At 69.5% G+C, this 26686-nt stretch carries 26 protein-coding genes, 1 tRNA gene and 2 pseudogenes; 16 read left to right on the forward strand and 13 right to left on the reverse strand.

Annotation, left to right across the window (positions count from 1 at the left end; genetic code table 11):
• Positions 1 to 77 precede the first annotated feature (77 nt).
• The 8 genes and pseudogenes from SOM11_RS00710 to SOM11_RS00745 all read left to right on the forward strand — a co-directional run bounded on the left by SOM11_RS00710 (position 78) and on the right by SOM11_RS00745 (position 8980).
• On the forward strand, positions 78 to 1181 hold the full coding sequence (locus SOM11_RS00710; RefSeq protein ID WP_192058609.1) for a YihY/virulence factor BrkB family protein: 1104 nt from the start codon (positions 78 to 80) through the stop codon (positions 1179 to 1181).
• Between the two features lie 10 nt (positions 1182 to 1191).
• Complete coding sequence (locus SOM11_RS00715) at positions 1192 to 2037, forward strand: exodeoxyribonuclease III (protein WP_320476906.1); 846 nt, start codon at positions 1192 to 1194, stop codon at positions 2035 to 2037.
• Positions 2038 to 2061: 24 nt separating this feature from the next.
• The gene (trpS, locus tag SOM11_RS00720) at positions 2062 to 3129 is read left to right on the forward strand and encodes a tryptophan--tRNA ligase (protein WP_320476907.1); all 1068 of its coding nucleotides are present in this window, start codon (positions 2062 to 2064) and stop codon (positions 3127 to 3129) included.
• 2 nt (positions 3130 to 3131) lie between these two features.
• Positions 3132 to 3776: a GNAT family N-acetyltransferase gene (locus SOM11_RS00725; RefSeq protein WP_320476908.1), complete on the forward strand. Its 645-nt coding sequence runs from the start codon at positions 3132 to 3134 to the stop codon at positions 3774 to 3776.
• Positions 3773 to 4810, forward strand: a complete 1038-nt coding sequence (gene ribD, locus SOM11_RS00730; protein WP_320476909.1) for a bifunctional diaminohydroxyphosphoribosylaminopyrimidine deaminase/5-amino-6-(5-phosphoribosylamino)uracil reductase RibD — start codon at positions 3773 to 3775, stop codon at positions 4808 to 4810. Before SOM11_RS00725 ends, ribD begins: the two co-directional genes overlap by 4 nt.
• Positions 4795 to 5448, forward strand: a pseudogene (ribA, locus tag SOM11_RS00735) (GTP cyclohydrolase II); the annotation flags it as partial. The gene ribD and the pseudogene ribA, both read left to right, overlap by 16 nt.
• Positions 5449 to 5632: 184 nt before the next feature.
• The gene (locus SOM11_RS00740; RefSeq protein ID WP_192058621.1) at positions 5633 to 6979 is read left to right on the forward strand and encodes an MFS transporter; all 1347 of its coding nucleotides are present in this window, start codon (positions 5633 to 5635) and stop codon (positions 6977 to 6979) included.
• Between the two features lie 102 nt (positions 6980 to 7081).
• Positions 7082 to 8980, forward strand: coding sequence for an ABC transporter ATP-binding protein (locus SOM11_RS00745; RefSeq protein WP_320476910.1), 1899 nt, complete (start codon positions 7082 to 7084; stop codon positions 8978 to 8980).
• A gap of 39 nt (positions 8981 to 9019) precedes the next feature.
• Here SOM11_RS00745 and SOM11_RS00750 read toward each other — a convergent pair whose 3' ends face one another.
• Genes SOM11_RS00750 through SOM11_RS00775 form a run of 6 tightly spaced genes read right to left on the reverse strand, consistent with a single transcriptional unit; the run spans position 9020 to position 14058 of the window.
• A complete protein-coding gene (locus SOM11_RS00750) occupies positions 9020 to 10048 on the reverse strand; it encodes a Gfo/Idh/MocA family protein (RefSeq protein WP_320476911.1) in 1029 nt (342 codons plus the stop codon).
• Positions 10045 to 10638, reverse strand: a complete 594-nt coding sequence (locus SOM11_RS00755) for an isochorismatase family protein (RefSeq protein WP_192058628.1) — start codon at positions 10636 to 10638, stop codon at positions 10045 to 10047. The genes SOM11_RS00750 and SOM11_RS00755 overlap by 4 nt, the downstream gene beginning before the upstream one ends.
• Positions 10639 to 10642: 4 nt before the next feature.
• Positions 10643 to 12151, reverse strand: a complete 1509-nt coding sequence (gene dacB / locus SOM11_RS00760; RefSeq protein ID WP_320476912.1) for a D-alanyl-D-alanine carboxypeptidase/D-alanyl-D-alanine endopeptidase — start codon at positions 12149 to 12151, stop codon at positions 10643 to 10645.
• A 46-nt stretch (positions 12152 to 12197) separates the two neighbouring features.
• Complete coding sequence (locus SOM11_RS00765) at positions 12198 to 13178, reverse strand: Gfo/Idh/MocA family oxidoreductase (RefSeq protein WP_320476913.1); 981 nt, start codon at positions 13176 to 13178, stop codon at positions 12198 to 12200.
• Positions 13175 to 13588, reverse strand: a complete 414-nt coding sequence (locus SOM11_RS00770; RefSeq protein ID WP_192058635.1) for an ImmA/IrrE family metallo-endopeptidase — start codon at positions 13586 to 13588, stop codon at positions 13175 to 13177. The genes SOM11_RS00765 and SOM11_RS00770 overlap by 4 nt, the downstream gene beginning before the upstream one ends.
• Positions 13585 to 14058, reverse strand: coding sequence for a helix-turn-helix domain-containing protein (locus tag SOM11_RS00775; protein ID WP_192058638.1), 474 nt, complete (start codon positions 14056 to 14058; stop codon positions 13585 to 13587). Before SOM11_RS00775 ends, SOM11_RS00770 begins: the two co-directional genes overlap by 4 nt.
• 145 nt (positions 14059 to 14203) lie before the next feature.
• Here SOM11_RS00775 and SOM11_RS00780 point away from each other — a divergent pair, with 145 nt between their 5' ends.
• From SOM11_RS00780 to SOM11_RS00810, 7 genes are all read left to right on the forward strand, one after another.
• Entirely contained in the window at positions 14204 to 14509 is a 306-nt protein-coding gene (locus tag SOM11_RS00780; protein ID WP_192058640.1) for a hypothetical protein, read from the forward strand.
• A gap of 158 nt (positions 14510 to 14667) precedes the next feature.
• A complete protein-coding gene (locus SOM11_RS00785) occupies positions 14668 to 15435 on the forward strand; it encodes a M15 family metallopeptidase (protein ID WP_243213641.1) in 768 nt (255 codons plus the stop codon).
• Positions 15436 to 15499: 64 nt separating this feature from the next.
• Complete coding sequence (locus SOM11_RS00790) at positions 15500 to 16180, forward strand: hypothetical protein (RefSeq protein ID WP_320476914.1); 681 nt, start codon at positions 15500 to 15502, stop codon at positions 16178 to 16180.
• The gene (locus tag SOM11_RS00795; protein ID WP_192058646.1) at positions 16177 to 16524 is read left to right on the forward strand and encodes a hypothetical protein; all 348 of its coding nucleotides are present in this window, start codon (positions 16177 to 16179) and stop codon (positions 16522 to 16524) included. The genes SOM11_RS00790 and SOM11_RS00795 overlap by 4 nt, the downstream gene beginning before the upstream one ends.
• Before the next feature lie 283 nt (positions 16525 to 16807).
• Positions 16808 to 17323: a hypothetical protein gene (locus tag SOM11_RS00800; RefSeq protein ID WP_320476915.1), complete on the forward strand. Its 516-nt coding sequence runs from the start codon at positions 16808 to 16810 to the stop codon at positions 17321 to 17323.
• Positions 17324 to 17359: 36 nt separating this feature from the next.
• Positions 17360 to 17758: a helix-turn-helix transcriptional regulator gene (locus SOM11_RS00805; protein WP_320476916.1), complete on the forward strand. Its 399-nt coding sequence runs from the start codon at positions 17360 to 17362 to the stop codon at positions 17756 to 17758.
• Positions 17755 to 18198, forward strand: a complete 444-nt coding sequence (locus SOM11_RS00810; protein ID WP_320476917.1) for a hypothetical protein — start codon at positions 17755 to 17757, stop codon at positions 18196 to 18198. The genes SOM11_RS00805 and SOM11_RS00810 overlap by 4 nt, the downstream gene beginning before the upstream one ends.
• A gap of 551 nt (positions 18199 to 18749) precedes the next feature.
• On the opposite strand, the gene SOM11_RS00815 is transcribed toward SOM11_RS00810, so the two are convergent.
• Together SOM11_RS00815 and SOM11_RS00820 are read right to left on the reverse strand one after the other, a co-directional pair.
• A complete protein-coding gene (locus SOM11_RS00815; protein WP_320476918.1) occupies positions 18750 to 19130 on the reverse strand; it encodes a hypothetical protein in 381 nt (126 codons plus the stop codon).
• 1290 nt (positions 19131 to 20420) lie between these two features.
• On the reverse strand, positions 20421 to 20711 hold the full coding sequence (locus SOM11_RS00820; protein ID WP_320476919.1) for a hypothetical protein: 291 nt from the start codon (positions 20709 to 20711) through the stop codon (positions 20421 to 20423).
• A gap of 65 nt (positions 20712 to 20776) precedes the next feature.
• Here SOM11_RS00820 and SOM11_RS00825 point away from each other — a divergent pair.
• Positions 20777 to 21031: pseudogene (locus SOM11_RS00825) on the forward strand (tyrosine-type recombinase/integrase); the annotation flags it as partial.
• A 24-nt stretch (positions 21032 to 21055) separates the two neighbouring features.
• Here SOM11_RS00825 and SOM11_RS00830 read toward each other — a convergent pair.
• The 5 genes from SOM11_RS00830 to topA all read right to left on the reverse strand — a co-directional run bounded on the left by SOM11_RS00830 (position 21056) and on the right by topA (position 26580).
• A tRNA-Thr gene (locus SOM11_RS00830) sits at positions 21056 to 21131 on the reverse strand.
• A 61-nt stretch (positions 21132 to 21192) separates the two neighbouring features.
• Entirely contained in the window at positions 21193 to 21873 is a 681-nt protein-coding gene (locus SOM11_RS00835; RefSeq protein ID WP_320476920.1) for a helix-turn-helix domain-containing protein, read from the reverse strand.
• A gap of 14 nt (positions 21874 to 21887) precedes the next feature.
• Positions 21888 to 23051 (reverse strand): DNA polymerase III subunit delta', encoded by a 1164-nt coding sequence (locus SOM11_RS00840; protein ID WP_243213642.1) that lies wholly within the window; start codon positions 23049 to 23051, stop codon positions 21888 to 21890.
• Positions 23048 to 23668, reverse strand: coding sequence for a dTMP kinase (gene tmk / locus SOM11_RS00845; RefSeq protein ID WP_192058650.1), 621 nt, complete (start codon positions 23666 to 23668; stop codon positions 23048 to 23050). The genes SOM11_RS00840 and tmk overlap by 4 nt, the downstream gene beginning before the upstream one ends.
• Positions 23668 to 26580 carry a type I DNA topoisomerase gene (topA, locus tag SOM11_RS00850; RefSeq protein ID WP_320476921.1) on the reverse strand — a complete coding sequence of 971 codons (2913 nt, stop codon included), beginning with the start codon at positions 26578 to 26580 and terminating at the stop codon, positions 23668 to 23670. Before topA ends, tmk begins: the two co-directional genes overlap by 1 nt.
• Positions 26581 to 26686 lie beyond the last annotated feature (106 nt).

Raw genomic sequence — 26686 nt, forward strand, 5'->3', positions numbered from 1 at the left:
CGGTCGCGTGCCATCGTACGCGAGGCGCACGGGTGCGTGGTCCGGACGCGAGCGTCACGCACCCCTACCCTGGTGCGATGCGACGACGACCGGACGACGAGCGGTCGATCGACGACCCCGTGGCCGGAGACGACGCCGACGCCCGGTCGAGGGTCGGCCGCGTCACGACGGCGCGGCCCGTGCGGGTGGTCGGCCGCTACGTCGGAGCGAAGGGCCCGCTGCTCGCCGCCGGTCTCACGTACCAGGCCCTCTTCGCACTGTTCGCGGGCCTCTGGGTGGGCTTCTCCGTCGCGGGCTTCGTCGTCTCGGGCGACGAGGCCCTCCGCGACCAGCTGGTCGTCTTCATCCGCTCGGCCGTCCCCGGCCTGATCCAGGACGACTCGGGGGCGGGGGTGGTCGACCCCGACGCCCTCCTCGACGCCACCGTCTTCGGCTGGACCGGCGCGATCGCGTTCGTGGGTCTGCTCTTCTCCGCCATCACCCTCTTCGGCGGGATGCGCGACTCCGTCCGCACGATCTTCCGTGCGCCGTCGCCGGCCACCCCGTTCCTCCGGCTGGTGCTGCGCGACCTGGCCCTCGCCCTCGCCTTCGGCGCCGCCGTGGTCGTCTCGGCCACGGTCTCGCTGCTCAGCACCACGGCGGTGCGCTGGGCCCTGCACCTGCTCGATCTGTCGACCACGTCGGCCGCGTCCGTCCTGCTGCTCCGTGTCACGGCGCTCCTGCTCGTCTTCGTCTTCGACGCTCTCGTGCTCGCCGCGCTGTTCCGGGTGCTGGCGGGTCTGCACATCCCCGGCCCGCGCCTCCTCGTGGGGTCCGCCCTCGGCGCCGCGGGCTTCGTCGGTCTGACGGTCGTCGGCGGGACCCTGCTCCGCGCGACGGGCGCCAACCCCCTCCTGGCGTCGTTCGCGGCGGTCATCGGTCTGCTGATCGTCATCGATCTGCTCTGCCAGGTGCTGCTGCTCGCCGCGGCCTGGATCGCGGTCGGCATGGACGACATCGGGGTGCTCGCCGACCCGCACCAGGAGGCCGAGCGCCTGCGCCTGCTCGAGGAGGAGCGGCTGGCCCAGGAGGCGCGGGTCGCCACCCGCTCCCGGCGTGCCGTCGCGGCCGTGCGGGGCCTCGTCTCCCGCCTGCCCCGTCCCTCCCGACCGCGCGGCGACGGCGACGGTGGCCGCCGGTAGTGTTCTGCGCATGGGAACACGTCTCCGCCTCGCCTCCGTCAACGTCAACGGCATCCGGGCCGCGTACCGCAGGGGCATGGGCGACTGGCTCGCCGAGCGCGACGTCGACATCCTCACGCTCCAAGAGGTGCGCGCCTCGACCGACGACCTCGAGGGCCTGCTCGGCCCCGAATGGAACGTCGTCCACCACCCCGCGACGGCGAAGGGCCGCGCGGGTGTGGCCATCGCCTCCCGCGGGGCGGCCTCCGTGCACCGCGTCGAGCTCGGCGACGACGACTTCGACAGCGCCGGGCGGTGGATCGAGGCCGACTACGACGTCGACGGGACGATCGTCACGGTCGTCAGCACCTACGTGCACTCGGGCGAGGTCGACACCCCCAAGCAGGACGAGAAGTGGAGATTCCTCGACGCGATGACCGCCCGGCTGCCGCAGCTGGCGGCCCACAACGGGCTCTCGGTCGTGACGGGCGACCTGAACGTCGGTCATCGCGAGCTCGACATCAAGAACTGGAAGGGCAACGTCAAGCGGGCCGGCTTCCTCCCGCGCGAGCGCTCGTACTTCGACCGGTTCCTCGGCGAGGCCGGGACCGAGATCGAGACGGTGGACGGCACCGGCGGCAGCGGACTCGGCTGGGTCGACGTCGGGCGCCGACTCGCGGGCGAGGTCGAGGGGCCGTACTCGTGGTGGTCGTGGCGCGGCCAGGCCTTCGACAACGACACCGGTTGGCGCATCGACTACCACCTGGCGACGCCCGCTCTCGCGGCCAAGGCCGAGAACCACACCATCGATCGAGCGCCGTCGTACGCCGAGCGCTGGTCCGACCACGCACCCGTCGTCGTCGACTACGACATCTGATCTCTCCGACCCCCTGAGGACGTCATGACCGGCACCACCCCCTCCCCCGCATCCGCCGCCTCCGAGACGGCCGAGCCCCCTCGCGGCGCCGGCCGCCCCCGGCTCTTCTCCGGCATGCAGCCCTCCGCCGACTCGCTGCACATCGGCAACTACGTCGGGGCCCTGCTGCAGTGGCGCGAGCAGCAGTCGACCCACGACGCCCTCTTCTGCGTCGTCGACCAGCACGCCATCACCGTCGCCCAGGATCCCGCGACGCTCCGCGAGTCCACCCGGCGGACGGCCGCCCAGTACATCGCCGCGGGCATCGACCCGTCGCTGTCGACGCTCTTCATCCAGTCGCACGTGCCGGCGCACGCGCAGCTCGCCTGGGTGCTGAACACCCTCACCGGCTTCGGCGAGGCCAGCCGCATGACGCAGTTCAAAGACAAGGCGGCCAAGCAGGGCGCCGACTCGGCCTCGCTCGGCCTGTTCGCCTACCCCACGCTCATGGCGGCCGACATCCTGCTCTACGGCGCCGAGGTGGTGCCCGTCGGCGACGACCAGCGTCAGCACGTCGAGCTGACACGAGACCTCGCCACCCGCTTCAACTCCCGGTTCGGCACGACGTTCGTGGTGCCCGAGGCCACCATCCAGAAGGAGTCGGCGCGGGTCTACGACCTGCAGAACCCCGAATCGAAGATGAGCAAGTCGGCGGCCACCGAGTCGGGTGTGGTCTGGATGCTCGACGAGCCGTCCCGCACAGCGAAGAAGATCAAGTCGGCCGTCACCGACACGGAGCGCGAGATCCGCTTCGATCGGGGCGCCAAGCCCGGGGTGTCGAACCTGCTGACGATCCAGTCGGCGTTCACCGGGCGCGCCATCGCCGATCTCGAGCGCGACTACACCGGCCGCGGCTACGGCGACCTCAAGAAGGACGTCGCCGAGGTGGTCGTCGAGACGTTCACGCCGATCCGGGCGCGCGCGCTCGAGCTGCTCGACGACCCCGCCGAGCTCGACCGCGTGCTGGCCGGCAACGCCGATCGCGCGAACGAGCTCGCCCAGTCCACCCTCGACACGGTCTACGACCGCATCGGCTTCCTCCGCAAGGCCTGATCGTGCAGCCCTTCGTCCTCGAGTCCGACGCCGTGCGTCTGGCGGTGCCCGAGCGGGCCGACGTCGCCGCCATCGTCGACGCGTGCCGCGACCCCGAGCTGCAGAGGTTCACGACCGTCCCCGTGCCCTACGACGAGTCCGACGCCGAGTTCTTCCTCCGACGGATCGTCGACCACGGCTGGTCGACCGGGCGCGAGTGCACCTGGGGGCTCCGGTCTCCCGGCTCGTCGCTGCTCGTCGGCATGATCAGCCTGCGCTTCGCGGACGACGACATCGGCTTCTGGACGTCACCCGCCCATCGGGGTCGCGGTCTCATGACGGCCGCGGTCGCTCTCGTGGCCGACTGGGCGTTCGCGCACGGTGGGGTCGACGAGCTCTACTGGGAGGGGTTCGTCGACAACGACGGCAGCGCCGGCGTCGCCCGGTCGACGGGGTTCCGGTACACCGGCGACGCCCCGGGTCTCCATCCGGCACGGGACGGCTCCCATCCGCTCTGCCGGACGGCGCGACTCCGTTCGAGCGACGACCGGTCGGTGAAGCCCGGGTGGCCCGTCGGCGTCTCCCCCTCGGAATACTCGCGCGACCCTGCGGTTGACATCCGTGGCCTCGACGAACCGATCGGCGAGACCGAACCGGAGAGACCATGACCACCCCCTCGAGCGCGTACGACGACGCCATGCGGCGAGCGCTCGAGCTGGCTCTCCGCGGCACGTCCCTCGGCCCCAACCCCCAGGTCGGGTGCGTCCTCCTCCGCCCCGATCTGACGGTGGCGGCCGAGGGATGGCACCGCGGCGCCGGGACACCGCACGCCGAGGTCGACGCGCTGTCGAGGCTCGCGCCGGGCGAGTCCTCCGTCGGTCTCACGGCCGTCGTCAGTCTCGAGCCCTGCGATCACACCGGGCGGACGGGCCCCTGCAGCGAGGCTCTGATCGGCGCCGGGGTGTCGAGGGTCGTCTACGCCGTCTCCGATCCCGGCGAGTCGTCCTCGGGTGGTGCCGAGCGCCTCCGGCGGGCCGGGGTCGAGGTCGTGGCGGGCGTCCTCCGCGACGACGCCGAAGAGACCATCCGCCCCTGGCTCGTGGCGACCCGTGCGGGTCGCCCGTTCGTCACCCTCAAGTGGGCCTCCAGTCTCGACGGACGCGCCGCCGCGGCCGACGGCACCAGCCGGTGGATCACGGGCACGGCCGCCCGACAGCACGTGCACGAGCAGCGGGCCGCGCACGACGCCATCCTCGTCGGCACCGGCACCGTCCTGGCCGACGACCCCGGGCTCACCGCGCGCGGCGACGGCGGCGAGCTGCTCGCCGACCAGCCGCTGCCCGTCGTGGTCGGCCACCGGCCCGTCCCGGCCGACGCCGGACTCCGGAGACACCCGAGGGCTCTCGTCGAGACCGGCAGCCGAGACCTCGAGGCCGTGCTCGCCGACCTCTACGCGCGCGGCGTCCGCAGGGTGTTCGTCGAGGGCGGTCCGACCGTCGCCAGCGAGTTCGTGCGACGCGGCCTCGTCGACGACTATCTCGTCTACCTCGCCCCGACGCTCCTCGGCGGACCGCGCACGGCCCTCGGCGACCTCGGTGTGGCGAGCATCGACGGTCAGGTCCGTCTCGTGACGACCCGCGTGACCCCCCTCGGCGACGACGTCCTGATCGTCGCCCGCGCCCAGCCCCGGAGAACACCATGACCGCCTCGCCCGCCGCCTCGCCCCAGATCACCTTCGAGGTCGAGACCACCGTGCCGACCCGGCACGGCACGTTCGCCTTCCGCGCGTACCGCGACCTCGTCACGGGGGCCGATCACGTCGCCGTCGTCGCGACCGGCCCCGACGGTCGTGCTCCCGGCGACGGCGCGCTCGTGCGGGTGCACTCCGAGTGCCTGACCGGCGAGGCCTTCGGGTCGCTGAAGTGCGAGTGCGGTCCGCAGCTCGACGCCGCCCTCGACACGATCCACGAGCACGGCGGCGTGGTCGTCTATCTGCGGGGCCACGAGGGCCGCGGCATCGGTCTGATCGACAAGCTCCGCGCCTACCGGCTGCAGGAAGACGGTCTCGACACCCTCGACGCGAACCTCGCCCTCGGGCTGCCGGCCGACTCCCGGCAGTACGGCGCGGCGGCCGATGTGCTGCGCGACCTCGGCATCCACGAGATCCGGCTGCTCAGCAACAACCCGGAGAAGAGCCGCCAGCTCGTCGAGCACGGCATCGCCGTCTCCGAGCTCGTGCCCCTCGTGGTCGGCGTCGGCACGTTCAACGAGGGTTACCTCGACACGAAACGCGACCGCATGGGTCACCAGCTGCCCGGGCACCTCCCCACCGACGGCTGAGCACCACTCACGAAGGCGCTAAACTGAACGACGGCTGTCACGAGCGGCCACACCCCACCGGCGTCGTGCGCCCCTGCTGATCCCCGGCCGACGCACGTCCACGACCGAGCCCCTGCGTGCCCCACCCGGCCCCGCTCCGCCGTCGTCGCCGGCATCGTCCTCCCCGCCGCTCCGGAGTCCCCCCATGTCGTCATCAGCCGTCGCCTCGTCGACGCAGCCCGCACCTCCTGCCAACAAGCGCTCGCGCGTCATCATCGCGAGCCTCGTCGGCACGTCCATCGAGTTCTACGACTTCTACGTCTACGCGACGGCCGCCGTCCTCGTCTTCCCGACCGTCTTCTTCGCGAACGACGACCCCGCCGTCGCGCGCCTCGCCTCGTTCGCCGTCTTCGGGGTCGCCTTCATCGCCCGACCCGTCGGCTCGATCGTGTTCGGCCACTTCGGCGACCGCATCGGCCGCAAGGGCACCCTCGTCGCCTCCCTCCTCACGATGGGCATCGCGACGGTGCTGATCGGCTGCATCCCCGCCGGCACGACGCCCGGCTGGGCCGTCGCGGGCCCCGCGTGCCTCGTCGTGCTGCGCTTCTGCCAGGGTCTCGGCCTCGGCGGCGAGTGGAGCGGCGCGGCGCTGCTGGCGACCGAGAACGCCCCGAAGAACCGACGGGCGATCTACGGCACGTTCCCCCAGCTGGGCGCGCCGATCGGCTTCATCATCGCCAACCTGCTGTTCGTGCTGCTGAACACCACCCTGACCGAAGAGCAGTTCATGGCCTGGGGCTGGCGGCTGCCGTTCCTGGCGAGCGCCCTGCTGGTGATCATCGGGCTCTACGTCCGCTTCAAGCTGATCGAGACCCCGGCGTTCCAGAAGGTCGTCGACTCGGGTTCGGTCGCGAAGCTGCCCCTGGCCCGCGTCTTCACGACGAGCTGGCGCCCGCTGATCCTCGGCACGTTCATCATGCTGGCCACGTACACGCTGTTCTACCTGATGACGACCTTCACCCTGACCTTCGGCACGGCCGATGCCGCCGGCGACCCGGCGGGTCTCGGCATCCCCCGCACGCAGTTCCTGTGGATGCTCATCCTCGGGGTCGTCTTCTTCGGCGTCTTCACCCTCGTCTCCGGGCCGCTCGCCGAGAGGTACGGGCGACGGGCGATGCTCATCTGCGTCACGGCCGGCATCCTGGTGTTCGGGTTCCTGTTCGCCCCGCTGTTCGCCGGCGGCGTGCTCGGCGCGCAGGCACTGCTGATCATCGGCTTCGTGCTGATGGGGCTCACCTTCGGCCCCATGGGCGCGGTGCTGCCCGAGCTGTTCCCGACCAGCGTCCGGTACACCGGCTCGGCGATCAGCTACAACGTCGCGAGCATCCTCGGCGCGGCCGTGGCCCCGTTCATCGCCGTGTGGCTCTGGACGGCTGCAGGCGGCAGCACCTGGCTCGTCGGGCTCTACCTCTCGTCGATGGCCGCTCTGACGCTCGTCGCGTTGATCCTCAGCCGCGAGACCCGCGACGTCGACTACGAGGCCGTCGACTGACAGGTGCCGGGGCCGCCGACGAAGTACGGTCGTCTCAGGCGGTCCGTCGGCCGCCCCGGTCACCCGCCGCGCGCCGCGCGGCCTCCAGGCACGAGAGGCACCATGAGCTCCGACACGAGCGCGCGCACCCCGACGACCCCTGCCGAGGAGGCGCGGGTCGACCCCCCGAGGGCGCGCCGCGGTCTCGGACGCCGTCGCCCTCCCGAGGGGCCCCGTGCCACGTTCCGTCAGCTGCTGCCGTACCTCTTCGAGCACAAGAAGGTCATGACGGTGATCATCGTGCTCAGCGTGCTGGGCGCCGCGGCCTCGCTCGGTCAGCCGCTGCTCGTGCAGCGGGTGATCGCCGTCGTCGAGCAGGGCGGGGCCCTGGGCTCGCTCGTCTGGGCCCTCGTGGGCCTCGTGGTCGTGGCCGGTCTGCTGAGCGGGTTCCAGCACTACCTGCTGCAGCGCACCGGCGAGGGCGTCGTGCTCTCCAGCCGGCGCCGCCTCGTCGGGCGCATGCTGCGACTGCCGGTCAGCGAGTTCGACTCCCGCCGCACGGGCGACCTCGTCTCGCGGGTCGGTTCGGACACCACGCTGCTGCGCGCCGTCCTGACGCAGGGCCTCGTCGAGGCGATCGGCGGCAGCCTCACCTTCATCGGCGCCCTGGTCGGCATGTTCCTGATCGACCCCGTGCTGCTCGGACTCACCGTGCTGGTCGTCGCCGTCTCGGTGCTCGTCGTCGTGTTGCTCTCGGGACGGATCCGGGTCGCAAGCCGACAGGCGCAGGAGAAGGTCGGAGACCTCACGGCGGCCGTCGAACGGGCCATCAGCTCGGTCCGCACCATCCGGGCGTCGGGGGCCACCGAACGCGAGGTCGCCGCGGTCGAGCTCGACGCCGTCGGGGCCTACGAGCGGGGGCTGCAGGTCGCCCGGATCTCGGCGCTCGTCGTGCCCATCTCGTCGATCGCGCTGCAGGCCTCGTTCCTGGTCGTGCTCGGAGTCGGGGGCTTCCGTGTCGCCAGCGGCGCCATCGAGATCGCGTCGCTGGTGTCGTTCGTGCTCTTCCTCTTCCTGATGATCATGCCGCTCGGCCAGGCGCTCGGCGCCGTCCTCAGCGTCAACCAGGCGCTGGGCGCCCTCGGTCGCATCCAGGAGATCCTCGATCTCCCGTCGGAGGACCACGACGACCGCCGCACCGCCGCCGACCTCGCCGGTGTCGCCCGCGTCGAGACCACCGACGCCGTGACCTTCGACGACGTGCACTTCCGCTACCCCGCGGCACCGGACGCAGCGGCCGGCGGGGTCGACGGCGTCGACGGCGTCGTGCCGGACGACGACCTCACGGTGCTGCGCGGGGTCAGCTTCTCGGTCCCGGCCGGCGGGCGCACCGCTCTGGTCGGGCCGTCGGGCGCGGGCAAGAGCACCATGCTGGCGCTCATCGAGCGCTTCTACGACCCGACGTCCGGAGTCGTGCGGATCGACGGGGTCGACCTGCGCGCCCTCGACCGCGACGAGCTGCGCTCGCGCATCGGGTACGTCGAACAGGACGCCCCCGTGCTCGCGGGCACCATCCGCGACAACCTGACCCTCGGCTCGCCGGGCGCCACCGACGACGACTGCCGACGGGTGCTCGAGGCCGTGAACCTCACCGCGGTGCTCGATCGCGGCGACGAGGGCCTCGACGCGCAGGTCGGCGAAGACGGCGTCATGCTCTCGGGCGGCGAGCGCCAGCGTCTCGCGATCGCCCGCACCCTGCTCTCCGCCCCGCCCATCCTCCTGCTCGACGAGTCGACGTCGAGCCTCGACGGCGTCAACGAGCAGCGTCTGCGCGGCGCGATCGACGCCGTGGCGGAGGACCGCACGCTCATCGTCATCGCCCACCGACTGTCGACCGTCGTCGACAGCGACCAGATCGTCGTCGTCGACGGCGGGCGGGTCGTCGGGGTCGGCACGCACTCCGAGCTGGTCGTCAGCACGCCGCTCTACCGCGACCTCGCGAAGCACCAGCTGCTCGTCTAGCGGCGAGCCGGGGCCGCCGGGGCCGCTGGGGCGCGAGGGTCAGCGGGTGCCGCGCCGCGCCTCCTCGATGACCTCGAGCGCTGCGACCGCGTCTCGCGGGTCGACGGGCACCTCGGCCTCGCCCCGCAGCGCTGCGGCGAGGCGGCCGTAGAACAGCGGGTAGCGGCCCCGCTCGGTGGGCACCACCCGGGCGTCGTCTCCGACGCCGATCGTGCCGTGCCGTGCCGGGTCGACGAGTCCGTAGGCGTCGTCCGCAGGCGACAGACCGTCCGCGAGCTGCGCCTCCTGCGGGTCCAGACCCGAGACGACGTAGGCGCCCTCCGATCCGAGCACCCGGAGGCGCGGGCCGGGCTGCGCGGCGACGTGACTCATCCAGAGACGCGAGCGGACGCCGCTCTCGTGGCGCAGCGACAGCAGGACGTCGTCGTCGGCCGACGCGGTGGGCCGACGCGTCGCGATCTCGGCGTGCACGTCGGAGACCGGGCCGAAGAGCCGCAGTGCCTGGTCGACGAGATGCGGGCCGAGGTCGAAGAGGATGCCGCCGCCGTCGGCGACCGTGGCGGAGGACTTCCAGCCGGCGCGGTTCGCGGTCTTCCACGGCTCGAAGCGGGACTCGAAGGTGTGGACGTCGCCGAGCGCCCCGTCGGCGATCAGACGTGACGCCGTCAGGTAGTCGCCGTCCCATCGGCGGTTCTGGTAGACGGTGAGCAGTCGGTCGGAGCTCTCGGCCTGCGCGATCAGTGCGCGAGCCTCGGCGGCCGAGGTCGCCACCGGCTTGTCGACCACGACGGCCGACCCGGCACGGAGCGCCTCGGCGGCCACGTCGGCGTGCGTCGCGTTCGGTGTCGCGACGACGACGAGGTCGAGCCCCATGCCCGCGAGGTCCGCGCTGGAGGCCACGACCGCTGCGGCGGGGTGCCGATGCGCAGCGTCGGCCGCGCGATCGGCGTCTCGCGTGACGACGGCCGCCACGTCGTAGTCGGGGTCGGCGGCGAGGAGGGCGCCGTGGAACACCCGCCCGGCGAGCCCGAAACCGACGATGCCGACCCGGATCGGCGCCCCGCTCACGACTCGACCCCGAGATCGGAGCGGGTGACGAGCGTCGCGCCCGCCTCCGACATCTCGGCCAGTGCGGCTTCGCTCGAGACGGGGGCGACACCGGCGACGAGATCGGTCACGACCCGGACGGCGAGCCCGGCGGCCACGGCGTCGAGCACCGACGCCCGCACGCAGTGGTCGGTGGCCAGCCCGACGACGTCGAGCGAGTCGACGCCCCGAGCCCGGAGCACCTCGGCGGCGCTCTCGCCGTCGGCCGTCACGCCCTCGAACGCCGAATACGACGGGCTGCCCGTGCCCTTCGTGAGATGCACGTCGATCGACGACGCGTCGAGCGCCGGATGGTAGTCGGCGCCGGTGGTGCCGCGGACGCAGTGCACCGGCCACGAGTCGACGTAGTCGGGCTGCTCGGAGAAGTGCCCGCCGTTGTCGCTCTCGGCCTCGTGCCAGTCGCGGCTGGCCAGCACGAGGGCGTAGTCGCCTGCCGCGAGCGCCAGGTGCTCGGCGACCCCCTCGGCGACGCGGGTGCCACCTGCCACGCCGAGCGCGCCTCCTTCGGTGAAGTCGTTCTGGACGTCGATGACGAGGAGTGCTCTGACCATGCGCTCATTCTCCTGACAGATCGGTGCCGCAGCGGTACACGGCCGCCGTCAGCGTGTCGAGTGCGGCGCGGGCGTCGTCGCGCACGTCGCCGATCGCGTAGAACGCGAAGGCGAGTCGGGTGCCGTCGGCGGAGTCGATGCTGCCCGCCAGCGTGTAGGCCGTGTCGATCCAGCCCGTCTTCGCGTGCACGGAGCCGGCCGCGACCGCGTTGTCGCCGGTGAAGCGACTCGCGAGGGTGCCCGTGCGCCCCGAGATCGGCAGCGCGTCGTAGACGACGCCGAGGCCGTCGCGGCGGTCGGCCACGGCGATCATCAGCCTCGCCACGACCGTCGAGGGGACCGCGTCGTTCTCGCTCAGCCCCGACCCGTCGATGATCGTCGTGGTCGAGGTGTCGAGCCCGTACGTCGACGACAGCACCGAACGGTAGAGGGGCGTCAGCGAGGCGGACGACCCGTCGGCGCCCGACGCACGCGACGAGGTCCGTGCGAGCATCTCGGCGAGCGTGTTGTCGGAGGTGGGCAGCAGCTGCGAGATCAGGGTGGAGACGGGCTGCGACGCTACCTCGCCCAGCACGGTGGCGCTGCTCGAGGCGCCCTGCGACATCGCCGCGGTGTCGGCCCCCGCGACCCCCGCGGAGACCAGCGCGGCCCGGAAGGCGTCGCCGGCGCGAGCGACGGGGTCGGTGCTGCGCGGGCTGGTCTGCGCGGCGGGGTCGGCCCGGTCGCCGTCGACCATCAGCGCCGTCACCTCGGAGTGGTAGCCGATGGTCTGCTCGGAGCGCTTCCAGGAGGGGTCCCACTCGTCGGCCTGACTCCAGTAGGTGGCGTCGAGAGTGATCCGCGAGACGGGGGCGTCGCCCAGCCGGGTCTTCACCTGCGCGGCGAGGTCGGCGAGCGTCGGCGCCCCGGCGTACACGCTGCCGCCGGAGGGGACGGCGCTGAGCGTGGCGTCGCCACCGCCGACGAGGGCGATCGCGCCGCTGCCGACGTCGCCCGTCACCCTGGTGGTCAGACGATGGTCGGGCCCGAGCACCGCGAGGGCGACCGCGCTCGTCAGGGTCTTGAGGACGCTGCCCGTGCGGGCGGGCGTCGATCCGTCTCGGTCGAACAGCACCTCGCCGGTCGCGGCGTCGACGACGGTGCCCTCGAACTGCGCGAGGCGGGGGTCGGCGGCCGCGGCGGCGACCGAGCAGGAGCGCACCGGGGCCGCCGTCGGAGTCGCGGTCGGCGTCGGGCTCGTCGGGGCCACGTCGGGTGCCGCCGTCGGGGTGTCGTCCGCGGTGGGCTCAGGTGTCGCACGGGGCGAGTCGGTCGGCGACGAGGTCGAGACGGTCGGCTCGCCCGGCGTCGTGATGGCCCCGGCCGCGACCGCTCCCCCCGCCAGCAGGGCGATCGCGGTCACGACCGCGGTCACGCGCACCCCTCGGGGGTGCTCGTCGAGGAGGCGCGCGAGGGTTCTCCGCGGACCGCCGCGTCGGTCACGCGGACGTTCTCGGGGTGCGTGGTCGTCCATCGCAGCCAGTGTACGAAACCGTCGCCGCGCCTCCTACCCGTGCCTTCTACTCGCCGGGATAGCGGACCCCGATCTGCTTCCGCATCTCGTCCATGGTGCGCATGACGTCGACGATGCCCTCGGCCGTGAGCAGGGGGCTCTCGGTCTCGCCCGCCGAGACGACGCGGTCGAGTTCGATGGCCTGGTGGTGCATGCCGCGGAGGGACCCCTCGTCGGAGTCGAAGCGCTCGATGACGGCGTCGTCGCTGTCGTACACGGTGAAGCCGACGGGGGTGTACCAGGTCGCGTCGATCTCGACGCGACCGGCCGTGCCGTGCACGACGGCGACGTTGTGCCCCGTCGAGTCGAGCGCCGAGTACAGCTGCGCCGAAGCGCCGCTCGCATAGCCGAGGGTCACCGAATGGCGGGCGTCGACGCCCTGGTCGCTGAGGACCCCGACGGTCGCGATGTCGGTCGGGGCGCCGAGCAGATCGTGGGCGAACGACACCGGGTAGACGCCGAGGTCGAGCAGCGCGCCGCCGCCGAGCGCCGGGTCGTTGAGGCGGTGGCGCGGGTCGGTCGGCAGGGACTGCAGGTGCACGGCCGTCAGGAGGCGCACCTCGCCGATGGTGCCGGATCGCACGATCGCCCGCAGTCGCGCGCTCTGCGGGAGGTAGCGGGTCCACATCGCCTCCATCGCGACCACGCCGGCGGCGGACGCGGCGTCGAGGACCGTCTGCGCCTCGGCGGCGTTGACGGTGAAGGCCTTCTCGACGAGCACGTGCTTGCCGGCGGCGATCGCGAGCAGGGCCTGCTCGGCGTGGAAGACGTGCGGAGTCGCGACGTAGACGGCGTCGACGGTCGGGTCGGCCACGAGGTCTTCGTAGCTGCCGTGCGCGTGGTCGATGCCGAACCGGCCGGCGAACTCGTCCGCCTTGGCCTGGTCGCGCGAACCGACGGCCGAGACGGCCAGGCCGGCCCCCAGCAGGTCGGAGGTGAAGGCCTGGGCGATGCCGCCCGCGCCGAGTATTCCCCATCGAATCGTCATGACACCTGTCTACCAGCCGCCCGGTCGGACTCCGACACCCTCAGCTGCGCGATGCGCGCCTCCAGCAGGTCGGCCGTGACGGCCAGCTCGACCGCCCAACGCCCCGGGTCGGACGACCACCTCATCAGATCGAGCAGCTCGTCCTCGTCGATGAGTCGGAGGGAGGCGACCCTGTCGGCATTGCGCTCCATCCGCAGGTCGATGAGCGGGACGCCCGTCTCGTACTCGTCTCGCTCGGCGTGGACGAGCTCGTGCGCGAGGACGGACCGCTCGAGCGCGCCTCGCATCCGGGGCTTGATGAGGATGGCGCCGAGCTGGGGTACGTACCTGCCGAAGTCCGCTCGAAGCGGGTACTCGATGATCGGGACCCCCAGATCCGCCGCGTGCTCCCGCGGTACGTACTGAGTCACGGTGTGTGGTCGTCCTCCTCGACTTCGTGGGCGTCGCTCTTGGCCGCACTCGGCAGCGACTCGATGTCATCTTGACTGGAGCCACTGACAACGGCCCACGCAGGGTGATCGACCGGGGGCGCGGAGGTCGCGGAGGCGTCCGCCGCCGAGCTGACCCTGCGGAGCATCTCGCGGGCGATCTCGAGATCGGTGAAGTCCGTGATCTGCAGGGCTCGCGGAACGCTCAGCGTGCCCTCGATGTCGCCTGGCCGGAGGTAGCCGGCGGCGACGAGGGCCAGGAAGGGGCTGACCCCGTAGGCCCGTGCCACTCCGATGACCTGTTCCGCCTTGGGCTGCACCTCGCCCGAGACCCATCGACTCACGGTGGCCGTCGAGACGCCCGCGACACGGGCGATCTCGGATTGGTTGGGTACTCCGGCTTCGGGGCCGGCGATCGCAGTGAGGAAGGCCGACCAGGTCTGGGTGATCACGAGGAGACGCTACAGGTCTCGCTGCATACGTGCAACGCATTTCCATATACGGAGCAGCAGTCCTGTGGGCATCCTGTCGCGACACGCCGTGTTCCGCCCGCGGGATGCTGTTGCACGTGCGGAGATACGCCGTAGTGTTCCTCGCATGAACAAGCCATCCGCACATGCAACACCGACCAGGGTCGACCGTCTGGTTCTGGACGTCGTCGCTCTGCACGAGCTGCGAAGGACTCACCAGATCGAGTCCGACGCCGAGCTGGCCCGGATGATCGGCGTCGACCGGACGACCCTCGCCCGGGTCGCAGCAGGCGGTCCGCCGTCCAACGGCTTCATGGCCCGGACCAAGCTGCTCTTCCCCTCGGCACCGCTCGACCGGCTCTTCGTCGTCGAACGACTGCTCGCCACCCGCCATCAGGTCGGGTCGGCACCACTCGGACTCCGCCACCGCTGAGTCCCGTGCACGCTCGCCACGACAACCGAGCACCTGCTTCCCCACACGGGGAGCGGCTCAGCGACCGCTGAGCCGAAGAAAGAGAAGAAACGGAGATTCACATTCCTGAATGGGGAGGCCACACGAATGGCCAGATACCCGCCTCGGCACTCGTACCCGTGCCGGCGACCCTCACCGGTTCCGGCTATCTGCGAAGCGACGCCGCCAGGCAGTACACCGCACTGAACAGTGCATTCCAGGCTCGGTTCGGGGCAGACCTCGTCATCACCGAGGGCTACCGGAGCTACGAGCGTCAGAAGTACCTCTACGACGGCTGGCTCAACGGTCAGCCGGGCTTCAACTACGCAGCAGAACCCGGAACGTCGAATCACGGGTGGGCGACCGCCTGCGACTTCGGCGCCGGCGTAGCCAGTTACGGCACACCTCAGAAGGCCTGGATGGACGCCAACGCGCCCACCTTCGGCTGGTCACCGACCGGCAACGGCTTCCCCTCCCGGGAGCCGTGGCACTTCGACTACATCCGGGCCTACGAGCCCATCACCGCACCTCCGACAGATACGAAAGAAGAAGACATGGACAAGCTCTACATCATCACTCAGGGAACCACGAGCCGCTGGGCTCCCGGCAGCAAGTTCCTCATCTCGAACGGACGCAGCCGGCTCGTGTCGACCGCCGATCTGGCCCTCGTCGGCCTGGCGCTCTCGGACGGCATCGAGGTCACGACATCGGAGATGGGTCGCGTGCTCGCGCTGCACAGCATCCCCGATTCGGGCAGCGTGTCGATCAACGACTTCGACCGCTACCGCAACATCAGCCTCGCGCTGAACGCGGACTCCCCCACCCCGAACATCCAGTACACCGTCTCGAGCAACCTCGAGGCCGTGAAGTCGGGTGTCGGAGCGATCCGGACCAAGGTCGGCGCCTGACGGACGACGACGAGGGAGGCCTCCGCTTCGGCGGGGGCCTCCCCTCCCTCTCCGGGGAGGAGCCGTGACCCTCCACCCCGTCGGCCCCTCGAGCTACGGCTCGCTCCGGGGTGTCGTCCAGTACGTGACGGACGAGACCGACGCAGCGCAGGTCAATTCGCTCATCGCCGAGTCCGCAGGCGTCTTCGCGGACGGCGGCATCCTGTCGGTGAACGAGGGGCTCCGCTCACGACGCGACCAGGAGATCAAGCGGGCCGCATGGGAGGCGTTCGTCGACGGCGGCCCCTGGGCCCCGCTCGCGGCGGTGCCCTACACGTCGTCGCACGACCAGGCGCAGGGCGCCGGCCTCGACTTCGGCATCACACTGCCCGACGGGCGGAACCGGGCGCTCGAGGACGACGAGGCGGCCCACGCGTGGGTCGTCGCACGCGGACGCCTCCGAGGCATCCGCCATACGGGAAGGGACTTCCGACCGACGCCCGAATCCTGGCATTTCACCGGCGGATATCCCGCCTCCCTCAACCCCATCGATCCCGAGGAGGTCGACATGACACCAGAAGAGAAGAAGCAGCTCGCCGCCGTCCTGGACGCGGTCACCACGACGAAGAGCGCGGTCGGACGCGTCGAACGCCGCCAGGTGGTGATCGTCGACGCAGTTGTCAAGATCAAGGTCGCCGTGGGCGACGTCCGCCAGAAGGTCTTCCGGATGGCCACGACTCGGAGGCCGCCGGAGGACGGATCATGACCCCGGCCGACGAGCGGACCGCGACCGACTCCGAGGCGCAGCCGCCCTCCGTGCATGCCATCTGGTTCACGACCCAGCGCGTGCTGCGGACCATCGTCGCGGTGGGCATACCCGTCTTCCTGAGCTTCGCCCTGGTCCTGCCGCTGGTCATCGAGGCATTGGGGCTGCCCGTGTCCTCGGCGCTCTACGGGTGGCTCGTCGGGTTCGCCGCGACCACCACAGCGGTCGCGGGAGCGATCACCCGGGTGATGGCGGTGCCGGCGGTCAACAGCTGGCTCATGCGGATCGGACTCGGATCGGTGCCTCGCCCGACCGATCGGAACACGCGACCGGCGGAGCATTGACGACGACGCTCGTCATGGGCTCAGACGACGGAAGCCCCGGTCGGTGACGACCGGGGCTTCTGTGGAGCCGCTTTGGGGAATCGAACCCCAGACCTTCTCATTACGAGTGGGTGATGATATCAATCTCTCAAACCGGAAACCGCCTGGCTGTTGATTTTCGGAGGCCAGTACCATTAACGGAAGCATCTAATTTCATCCCCAGTCGCCCTCGATTGTGGGCAAATCGTGGGCAGCCCTTACCCCGAAGCCGAGATGATGCGAACGTCCACCTAAGATGCATCTCATGTCTGCGCCGATTTCGAGGTGTTCCCAACACATGCCGTTGATTTACGTCTGGGCCGAGGGAGCTGGGGAGCTTTCTCACGTCGATGCAACCGTGAGAAAGCTCATGGACACACTTAGAGGCGAAGGACGCCAGTGGAACCCATACAGCGAAGCTATCGCCCGCGAGGAGTTCCGACAGCGGCTACTCGCAGCTGAGCAGGGCGACCTAATCCCCGTAGACGAGGTCATACGACTCGTGACAGGCGAGGACGGCTGGTTGTATGAAATTAGGTGGCAGGACATATCGGTGCGCAGGGTTATGGCTGACGGCAACGTCGAGTACTACGACGCACAGGTCCGAGCGCTGCACGGCGAACCACCTCGACTTCCTCAGCATCTCATCGGCGTTCATGCGCACGAAAAACTGCACTGGGATGGCGACGATGAGAAGACTGAGGACGAGCAGAACGCGCAGATTCGCCTTGCGGTTCGGAAGTTCTGGGCCTACGAGCCCTCCAACTGGGGTCTCGCATGATGCGCCCCTCAGGACGTGACCTATAGAGTGCAATCTATGGACGAGAGTATCGAGACGATCGAGACCCGGGCGGCCTCCCTTGTAGAGGACCACGTGCGCCTACTCCGAGGCTTGGTGAAGCACCGCAATGACCACAAGTTGTCTCAGGACGTGATCGCGGAGCGCATGGGCGTGAGTCAGCCGACCGTCGCCTCGTTCGAACGCTACGATGCCAACCCAACCCTGGCCACCATACGCAGGTACGCCCTGGCAGTCGGGGCCCGCCTCGAGACGCATGTCGTAGATGACTGCTCAAGTCACACCGACTCGGCCGTGGGCCACGGGCGAAGCGCGTCGAAGCGCGGATTCACGTGGCCTGGGACCAAAAGCCGCCATGATCAACCACTTAACAACAATGCAATGATCGACCTGGTCATCGCGGGGCGACAGCGATGAATTACGAGCACGCATTCCAGCTTGTCGATCTAGAAGTCATCCGAATAGATGCAACACAATCGGGAACCACTGACGAGCATGCCCACTGGTCGGTCGGCTACGCCCCCGAACGGGTCGAAAGCATGGACAGACTTGCACGTGTCGTCCTAGGTACTCTGCATGCAGGAGGGGACAACGGCTGGGCCGACATCACGGTTGGAGCGTTGTACATCCATCAGAACGAGGATGTGACCGATGACCTATTGGCGGACGCTATCGGGGAAGCCGATGCAACTGAATCTCTATACGACTATGCCCGCTCGCACCTAGCAGGCATTCTGGCGACGGTAGGGGCCCATGTGCAGTTGCCCCGCAAGAGTCCCGACCCGGACGTAACGAAGTTGATTCGAAGCGACAGCTCTGACGCGCAGGACACTGACAACGAAGAGTCGGAGTCCTGATTTCGCGAAGGAAAGCGATGGTGTGGGGCACCTGAATTGGGTTGTCGACGTGGGCATCCCCGCACTGGCCGTTGGCATCCCCGCGGGCATCGCAATCTGGCTAGCCCGCCAGGAGCGCAATAGCGGCGAGGAAAGCCGATACCTAGAACGCCGACGTCAGGCAGCCGAGCCGGTTGTCCTGGCGCTCGCTCAGTTCATCTCGCTGGATCCCCTCACTGAGCCACTGCAGGCGCAACTGCGAGACCTACAAGGCCGGATCGCCGTGTACCGGGCGTCTCTACGGCCGGCCGACGTGTTGTCCGGCGACTGGTTGGCCCTCCGACACCGCAGCGGAATGACCATGTGGGCCGACGCCGTAGACCTTCTGCAGGAATCTGGTGGTAACCCGGACGCCGACCTAGTGAACGCAGCGGTTGACCCTGGGCGCAGGTGGGCAAACGACACCATCGAAATGTTTTCGTCGTGGCTCGCGGGGATGACGACCGACGACGCCCTGCAGCACGACGGGGCTCTTCTGCTCGGAGAATGCGAAAGGCGCGCGGGTTCTGGCCCTAGCTCAGCCCTCTAATCAACGCGAGCACGGCTATGACAAGTGATGCAACCGATAAGCCGAGCGAGCTGTAGCCGATGACCATCGCGTGCCGGCCTGACTTGCGCGTCTCCTCAGCGGCACGCGCGGCATGTGCTCGAGTCTCCACCGAGAGACGAACACTCTCTGCCATGGCCTCGGTGAGCGATCGCATGTGCTCCGTCGCTTTAGCCGTTTCATCGGCTGCCCGGCGTGTGTTTCGCTCAGTGTCGGAGGGAGTCGAATCGTAGTAAGTCGTCGGCATCGACGATGCAAGCTGACTTGCCAAACTGTTCGCACCGCCCATCTGAGACAGCATGTCGCCTATGTTTTCGGGCTGGCCCCCCGGCACCTTTATCGTCATCTCCCCATCATGCTCCGGAGACCTACTTGACCATGGCCACCAGAAGCGCCTACCGCCACCCTGCTGCCCCTGTAACGGTTTCAACTGCCCTGCGGCCATGTGCCAGATCGAGGAGCGCACCCCGTTCCGGAGCCGTCAAACAAGACGTTCGGCACGCACCCGCCGCCCTCGCGCCCGCCCCGCCCTGAAACTGGGGGAACCGTAGACAACAAAATGAGCAGCACCTCTCCGCTGTCTACCCGAGGGGGTGGGGAGAGGGGGAAGCCCCTGGTCTTCGGTGTCACCGTCGTTGGTGGTCGCGATCAGGTTGGCCTGTGTGCTGCTGTGCGGTTCGTGTAGGGCCGTGCAAGCGATGAGCGAGCGTGGTGTTCAGCGTCGGTTGCTGTGCCGTCAGGTGACCTTGGCTCGTCGGGCTTGTGCTGCTTCCCGTCGAGACTTGACCCAGTGACATGGGTGACACAGTCCTTAATGATTGCTGATGTCGTCTGTTCCGTTGCTCGCCACGTTGACGATGTGGTCGTCGTCTGTGCTTGGTCGTGTGCAGCTGGTGTCTAGTTGGGTGCAACGTCGGCATCCGTTGCAGCGGCAGACAGGGTCGCGCTTGAGGACTGCTGCTCTCAGTGTGCGTGACTGTCGTGTGCTGCCTGGTCGTGGCTTGGTGCGCCATGCGAGTGGCTTGTGGTCGTCGCAGTAGGTGGTGGCGATGACGCGTGTCTCGCATTGGGGTGCGCCGCACTTCTTCGGTGCACGTGGCATGGCGTCCCCCTCGGTGTTGGCCGGCCCCCGGGTTGCGTGGGGTGGGGTGGGCTTAGCTGAGGGGTCTGGGGCTTTGATGTGGACCCGGGTGGTCTTGGGTCAGGGGGCCTCGGTGAGCCTGTCGACGGGGGCGTAGATGATGCGCTGACCGTCGAGGCTGGTGAGCTCTCGGGTGTGCGCGCGTACGCCAGTGACCTGCCATGCCTGGTCACGGCCGTCGCCGCGAACCGAGAGGTGTGAATGGCGAGCGCGCTCGTGGTGAGCGCGCTCGTGGTGAGCGCGCCCGCCATCTGCGTCACCAAGGCTGGTAGGACGATCCTTCGCCGGCCTGCCAGGTGTCTCCGCTGATGGGCTCGTCCGGCTCAGAGGTCAGATCGGAGGCGGTGCTCACGACGTCTGACCCCTGCATGCTTCGTGTCGTCGCGCGGCGGAACAAGTCGCGGGCCGCCCTTGACGTTCTTGGTCATGCGTTCTCCCGCGAAGTAGTGGTGTCGTCGGTGGTCATGGCTTTGTGCCTTTCGCGGGGGATGGATCTCAGGAGGGGACGGCAACGGCTCGAGCCGTCTCGTACCACCTGGCGGCGGCGAGGTCGTAGCGGAACGTGACCGAGGTCGTCGTGTTCGCAGTCGTATCCGTTGGTGCCGTGCCTCCAACGAATCGGCAGTTGCTCGGCCAGGTGAACGATCGGCCTCCGGTCGCGTCCTGAGCGACTGCCACGGTCACGGACGGAGCCCCCGCGATGTTGCTGGTGCCGAAGGCGGAGGACGTGACGTTACCTGTCATGGTGACGACGAAGGTGTTGCCGAGCTGAGTGTCGAAGGTCACCGAACTGGAACTTCCGAAACCGCTTCTTCGTGCCGGCTGCGGCCGAGTTTGCTGAGCGTCACCCAGAGGTGCCGAAGGTGACACCGCACGCGCTCCGGCACACCGCGGCGTCTCTAGCCATCTCGGGTGGCGCGACGGTCTTGTCAGTCCAGCGCATGCTTGGGCACGCCTCAGCGGCGATGACGCTGGACGTCTATAGCGACCTTTTTGACGACGATCTTGATGCAGTCGCGGACGCTCTGGACGCCGGTGCGCGCCGCACGAGTGTGGGCAAAACGTGGGCAGAGAAAGCTACGATCTTGAACAGCAAGAAGGCCTGATCATCTGTTGACCAGGCCTTCTGTTGGAGCCGCTTTGGGGAATCGAACCCCAGACCTTCTCATTACGAGTGAGACGCTCTACCGACTGAGCTAAAGCGGCGGATACCGGCCATGGCCGACAACCAGTGCCTGTCGGCACGAATAGATACTGTACCGGATTCTCAGAGTTCGCGTGACACGAGGCGCCGCAGGTCGGCGAAGCTGTCGTCCATCCGGGCGCGGAGGCTGAACCGGTAGTCGCCGAGGTGCTCGACGTCGTCGTCTTCGATCCATTCGGCCCAGGCGTGCCGCAGCGTGGCGATGACCACGAGCGCGACGAGGTGGGCCCGGCTCGCCACAGCCGCAGCGCCGTCGGCCCCGTCGGAGCCGTCGATGGTCGACGCGAGGCCCCCGTCGGCTGCGAGCCGCTGGGCGACGACCTCGGTCACCCGTTCTTCGAACACGCGGACCGACGCCATCCGCCGTGCGAACAGCTCGGGGTACGCGCGCAGCACGGCGCGGCGCCGCTGCACGAGCTCTCGGTCGCCGGTCGCCGTCGTCGCGGCGTGGTCGAGGAGGTGCACCAGACCGTCGAGGAGCGACCCGTCGTGATCGGAGACGAACGCCTCGAGCTCGGCCCCGTCGGAGAGCTGCGGCGGATCTCCGACCACGGCCTCCTCCTTGGAGGTGAAGTAGTTGAAGAACGTGCGGGGCGACACGTCGGCGCGTCGACTGATCATGTCGACCGTGACGGCCTCGAGGCCGTGCTCGTTGATGAGATCGAGCACCGCGACCTGGATCGCCCGCCGCGTGGCCAGGCGCTTTCGCTCGCGGAGGCCAGGGGCGGCGGTCGGGTCGCTCATCCGGCCATCTTGCCTCACCTGACCGCGTGTCTGCTGATGGCGACGAGCATGGCCTCGAGTGCGAGGACCGGCGACACGTTCGACTCGATGCGACGGCGGGCGACCGCGATCGCGTCCATCACGGCGAGGGTGCTGGCCGGCGAGGAGGCGCGGGTCGCCTCGTCGAGACGCCCGCGCATGCTCTGGTTGACGGGGTCGTCACCGACGCCGAGGTGCAGGAGCAGGACGTCGCGGTAGAGCGAGAGCAGGTCGACCATGATGCGGTCGATGCCGTCGCGGAGGCTGCGCGTGGCACGGCGCTTCTGGTCGTCGTCGAGCGCCCGCAGCTGACTGCGGAGCGCCGGAGGCACCGTCCCGCCCGGCTCGACCCCGAGGGAACGCAGCGCACTGGCCCGCTCGTCGGCGTCGCGTTCGGTCGTGATGGCCTTGGCGTCGTCGCCGGCCACCGCGAGCAGCGTCGCCGCCGCCTGCACGGCGTCGGACACCGAGCGGATGGCGAGCGCGGTCTCGAGCGTCCGTCGGCGACGGTCGCGCGCCTCCGGGTTGGTGGCGAGTCGGTGCGCCATGCCGATGTGACTCTGAGCCTCGCGGGCCGCGACGACGGCCGTCTCGTGATCGACTCCGTCGCGACGCTCGATGAGGGCCGCGACGTCGGCCACCGAGGGGACGCGCAACCGCACGCCACGGACCCTCGACCGGATGGTCGGGATGAGATCGGCCTCGCTGGGCGCGCAGAGGATCCAGACCGTGCGAGGCGGCGGCTCCTCCAGCGCCTTCAGCAGGAGGTTCGACGTGCGCTCGGTCATGCGGTCGGCGTCCTCGATGACGACCACCCGGTAGCGCCCCACCGACGGGGAGAACTGGGAAGCCGCGACCAGGGTGCGGACCTCGTCGATGGTGATGATGATGCGCTCGGTGCTCAGCACCGCGAGGTCCGGGTGCGAGCGGGCCCCGACCTGACGGATGGTCGCCTCGGCATCCTCGTCGCTGCGGGCCAGGAGCGCCGCAGCGAACGCGTAGGCGAGATTCGACCGCCCTGAGCCGGGCGGGCCCGTGATGAGCCAGGAGTGGGTCATCGACGAGTTGCCCGGTTCGGTCGAGGCCGCCGCACGCAGCGACTCGATGGCGTCGGCCTGACCGGTCAGGCCGTCCCAGAACGACGGTGTCGACACGGTCACTCCAGGAGGCCGGCGACTCGGTCGCGGATGAGCGACGCGATCTCCGCCTGCGGCAGAGACGCGTCGACGACCACGAACCGCTCGGGTTCGGACTCGGCCACAGCCAGGTACGCGGCACGGACGCGCGCGTGGAAGTCGGACTTCTCGGACTCGAGCCGGTCGTACTCGGTGCGGGCGCTGTCGAGCCGACGTCGCCCCTCGGCCTCGTCGAGGTCGAGCAGGACGGTGAGGTCGGGGGCCAACCCGTCGACCGCCCATTCGGACAGCGATCGGATCTCGTCTCCGCCGAGGACCCGGCCGGCACCCTGGTAGGCCACCGACGAGTCGATGTACCGGTCTTGCAGGACGACGTCGCCCCGGTCGAGGGCGGGCCGGACCAGCGTCTCGACGTGGTGCGCCCTATCGGCGGCGTACAGCAGGGCCTCAGCACGCGGGGCGATGTGACCGCGACGATGCAGGACGATCTCGCGGAGCTCGAGCCCGAGGTCGGTCCCCCCGGGCTCGCGCGTCCGCACGACGGACCTGCCGCTCTCGACGAGCCAGGCCTCGAGCAGACCGGCCTGCGTGGTCTTCCCCGATCCGTCGCCGCCCTCGAGCGTGATGAAGAGGCCCGCCACTACTCGGGCTTCTTCGCAGCTGCCGGCTTCTCGGCCGCAGCGGGCTTCGCCGCAGCGGGCTTCTTCGCAGCAGCGGCCTTGGTCGCGGTCGCCTTGGTCGTGGCGGCCTTGGTCGTGGTCGCCTTGGTGGCGGCCGCGGGCTTCTTCGCGGCCGGCTTCTTGGCAGCCGGCTTCTTGGCAGCGGGCTTCTTGGCCGCCGGCTTCTTCGCAGGCCCCTTGGCGCGTTTGTCGGCGATCAGCTGCACAGCGCGCTCGAAGTCGACCTCCTCGACGGTCTCACCGCGGGGGATGGTCGCATTGGTCTCGCCGTCGGTGACATAGGGCCCGAAGCGACCGTCTTTGACCTTGATGGGCTTGCCGCTGACCGGATCGGCCTCGAACTCCTTCAGGGCGCTGCTGGCGCGCTTGGCACCGTACTTCGGCTGAGCGTAGAGCTCGATCGCACCGGCCAGGTCGATGTCGAAGATCTGATCCTCGCTGGTGAGCGACCGCGTGTCGGCGCCCTTCTTCAGGTACGGGCCGTAGCGGCCGTTCTGCGCCTGGATCTCCTCGCCGCTCTCGGGGTCGACACCCACGACACGGGGCAGGTCGAGAAGCCGGAGGGCGGTCTCGAGATCGACGGTGTCGACGTCCATGCTCTTGAACAGCGACGAGGTCCGCTCCTTCGGAGCGGCCTTCTTCGCCGGCGCCTTCTTCGGCTTCGCCCCGGTGCCTTCCGTCGCAGCGGGCGCGGGGGCCTCGACGACCTCGCCGGTGGCGGGATCCGCATCGACCTCCTCGGGAGTCCGCTCGGTCACGTAAGGGCCGAAACGGCCGTCTTTCGCGATGACCTCCTTGCCGCTCTCGGGATTGACGCCGAGCACGCGATCGCCGATGACGGGCGCGTCGATCAGCTCGCGAGCCTTCGCGGCGGTCAACTCGTCGGGAGCGAGGTCCTCCGGCACGTTCACCCGACGCGGAGTCTCGGGGTCCGAGCCCGGCGCCTCGAGGTAGGGGCCGTACCGTCCGATGCGGAGGGTGAGCCCCTCGCCGAGCGGTATGGAGTTGATGTCCCGTGCGTCGATGTCGCCGAGGTTGTCCACCACCTTGCGGAGACCACGGTGCTGCTCGTTGCCGAAGTAGAAGCCGTTGAGCCAGTCGACCCGATCGGCGCCGCCCCCGGCGATCAGGTCCAGGTCGTCTTCCATGCTCGCGGTGAAGTCGTACTGGACGAGGTCGCCGAAGTAGTCCTCGAGCAGTCTCACGACCGAGAAGGCGATCCAGTTCGGCACGAGCGCCGTGCCCCGAGGGGTCACGTAACCGCGGTCGACGATGGTCGACATGATCGCGGCGTAGGTCGACGGGCGACCGATGCCCAGCTCTTCGAGCGTCTTGACGAGGCTCGCCTCCGTGTAGCGGGGAGGGGCGCTCGTGTCGTGGCCCTTGGCCTCGACCGCGTCGAGGGCGAGGTTCTGCCCGACCGTCAGGGGAGGGAGCTTGGCGTCGGCCGGCTCGGCCGAGCCGTGGCGGTCCTCGTCGCGTCCCTCTTCATACGCGTTGAGGAACCCGCGGAACGTGATGACGGTTCCCGATGCGGTGAACTCCGCCAGGGTGCCCGCGCCGCTGCGCGGGGTGATCCCCTCGACCGCATCGGGGGTCGTGGCCGCCACGACGACGGACGCCGTGGATCCCTTGGCATCGGCCATCTGCGACGCGACCGTGCGCTTCCAGATGAGGTCGTAGAGCTTCCAGTCGTTGCCGCGGAGGGTGGTCGACATCTCGGACGGCGTGCGGAAGGTGTCGCCCGACGGGCGGATCGCCTCGTGCGCCTCCTGGGCGTTCTTGCTCTTGCCCGTGTAGAGGCGGGGTTTGGCCGGAACGGTCTCGGCACCGTAGAGCTTCGACGCCTGGTTGCGGGCCGCATCGATCGCCTGCTGCGAGAGCGACGGCGAGTCGGTGCGCATGTAGGTGATGTGGCCGTTCTCGTAGAGCGACTGCGCGACGCTCATGGTCTGACGAGCCGAGAAGCGCAGTTTCCGCGCCGCCTCCTGCTGCAGGGTCGACGTCGTGAACGGCGCTGCCGGACGACGCGTGTAGGGCTTCGACTCGACGGAGGTGACCTCGATCGTGACGCCGGCGGACTCGAGGGCCCGTGAGAGGGCGAGCGCGGTCGACTCGTCGAGTGAGACGGACTCGTTCTTCAGCTGCCCGCGGTCGTCGTAGTCGCGACCGCTCGCGACGCGTGAGCCGTTGATCCGCACCAGCTTCGACGAGAACGGGACCGACTCGGTCGAGGGCTCGAAGGTCGCGGTGAGGTCCCAGTAGGTGGCGGAGACGAAGGCGAGACGCTCTCGTTCGCGATCGACCACGAGTCGTGTCGCAGCCGACTGGACGCGACCGGCGGAGAGACCGGGGCCGACCTTCCGCCAGAGGACGGGCGACACCTCGAACCCGTAGAGACGGTCGAGGATGCGGCGGGTCTCCTGGGCGTCGACGAGCGCCGTGTCGAGCTCACGGGTGTTCTCCTGCGCCTTCTGGATGGCGTCTTTCGTGATCTCGTGGAAGACCATCCGCTTGACGGGGACCTTGGGCTTGAGCTCCTGCAGCAGGTGCCACGCGATGGCCTCGCCCTCGCGGTCCTCATCAGTCGCGAGGTAGAGCTCGTCGGCCGTCTTCAAGGCGCGTTTCAGATCGGAGACGGTCTTCTTCTTGGCGTCGGACACGACGTAGTAGGGCTCGAAGCCGTTCTCGACGTCGACGGAGAACTTGCCCAGCGAGCCCTTCTTCAGCTCGGGCGGCAGGTTCTTCGGCTCGATGAGGTCGCGGATGTGGCCGACGGATGCGAGGACCTCGTATCCGCTGCCGAGGTACTGGGCGATCGTCTTGGCCTTCGCGGGCGACTCGACGATGACCAGTTTCTTCGTGCCTGGCACGGGACTCCTTGGATTGTGGAACGTAGACGGCCGATCGAGACCGATCGGCGAGGCCGTCGGGGACGACGTCCCCTCCGGCGAGGGCGACGTGGTGGCTGCCGACAGG

It is taken from the genome of Frigoribacterium sp. CFBP9029 (assembly GCF_034045305.1).
Taxonomy (GTDB): domain Bacteria; phylum Actinomycetota; class Actinomycetes; order Actinomycetales; family Microbacteriaceae; genus Frigoribacterium.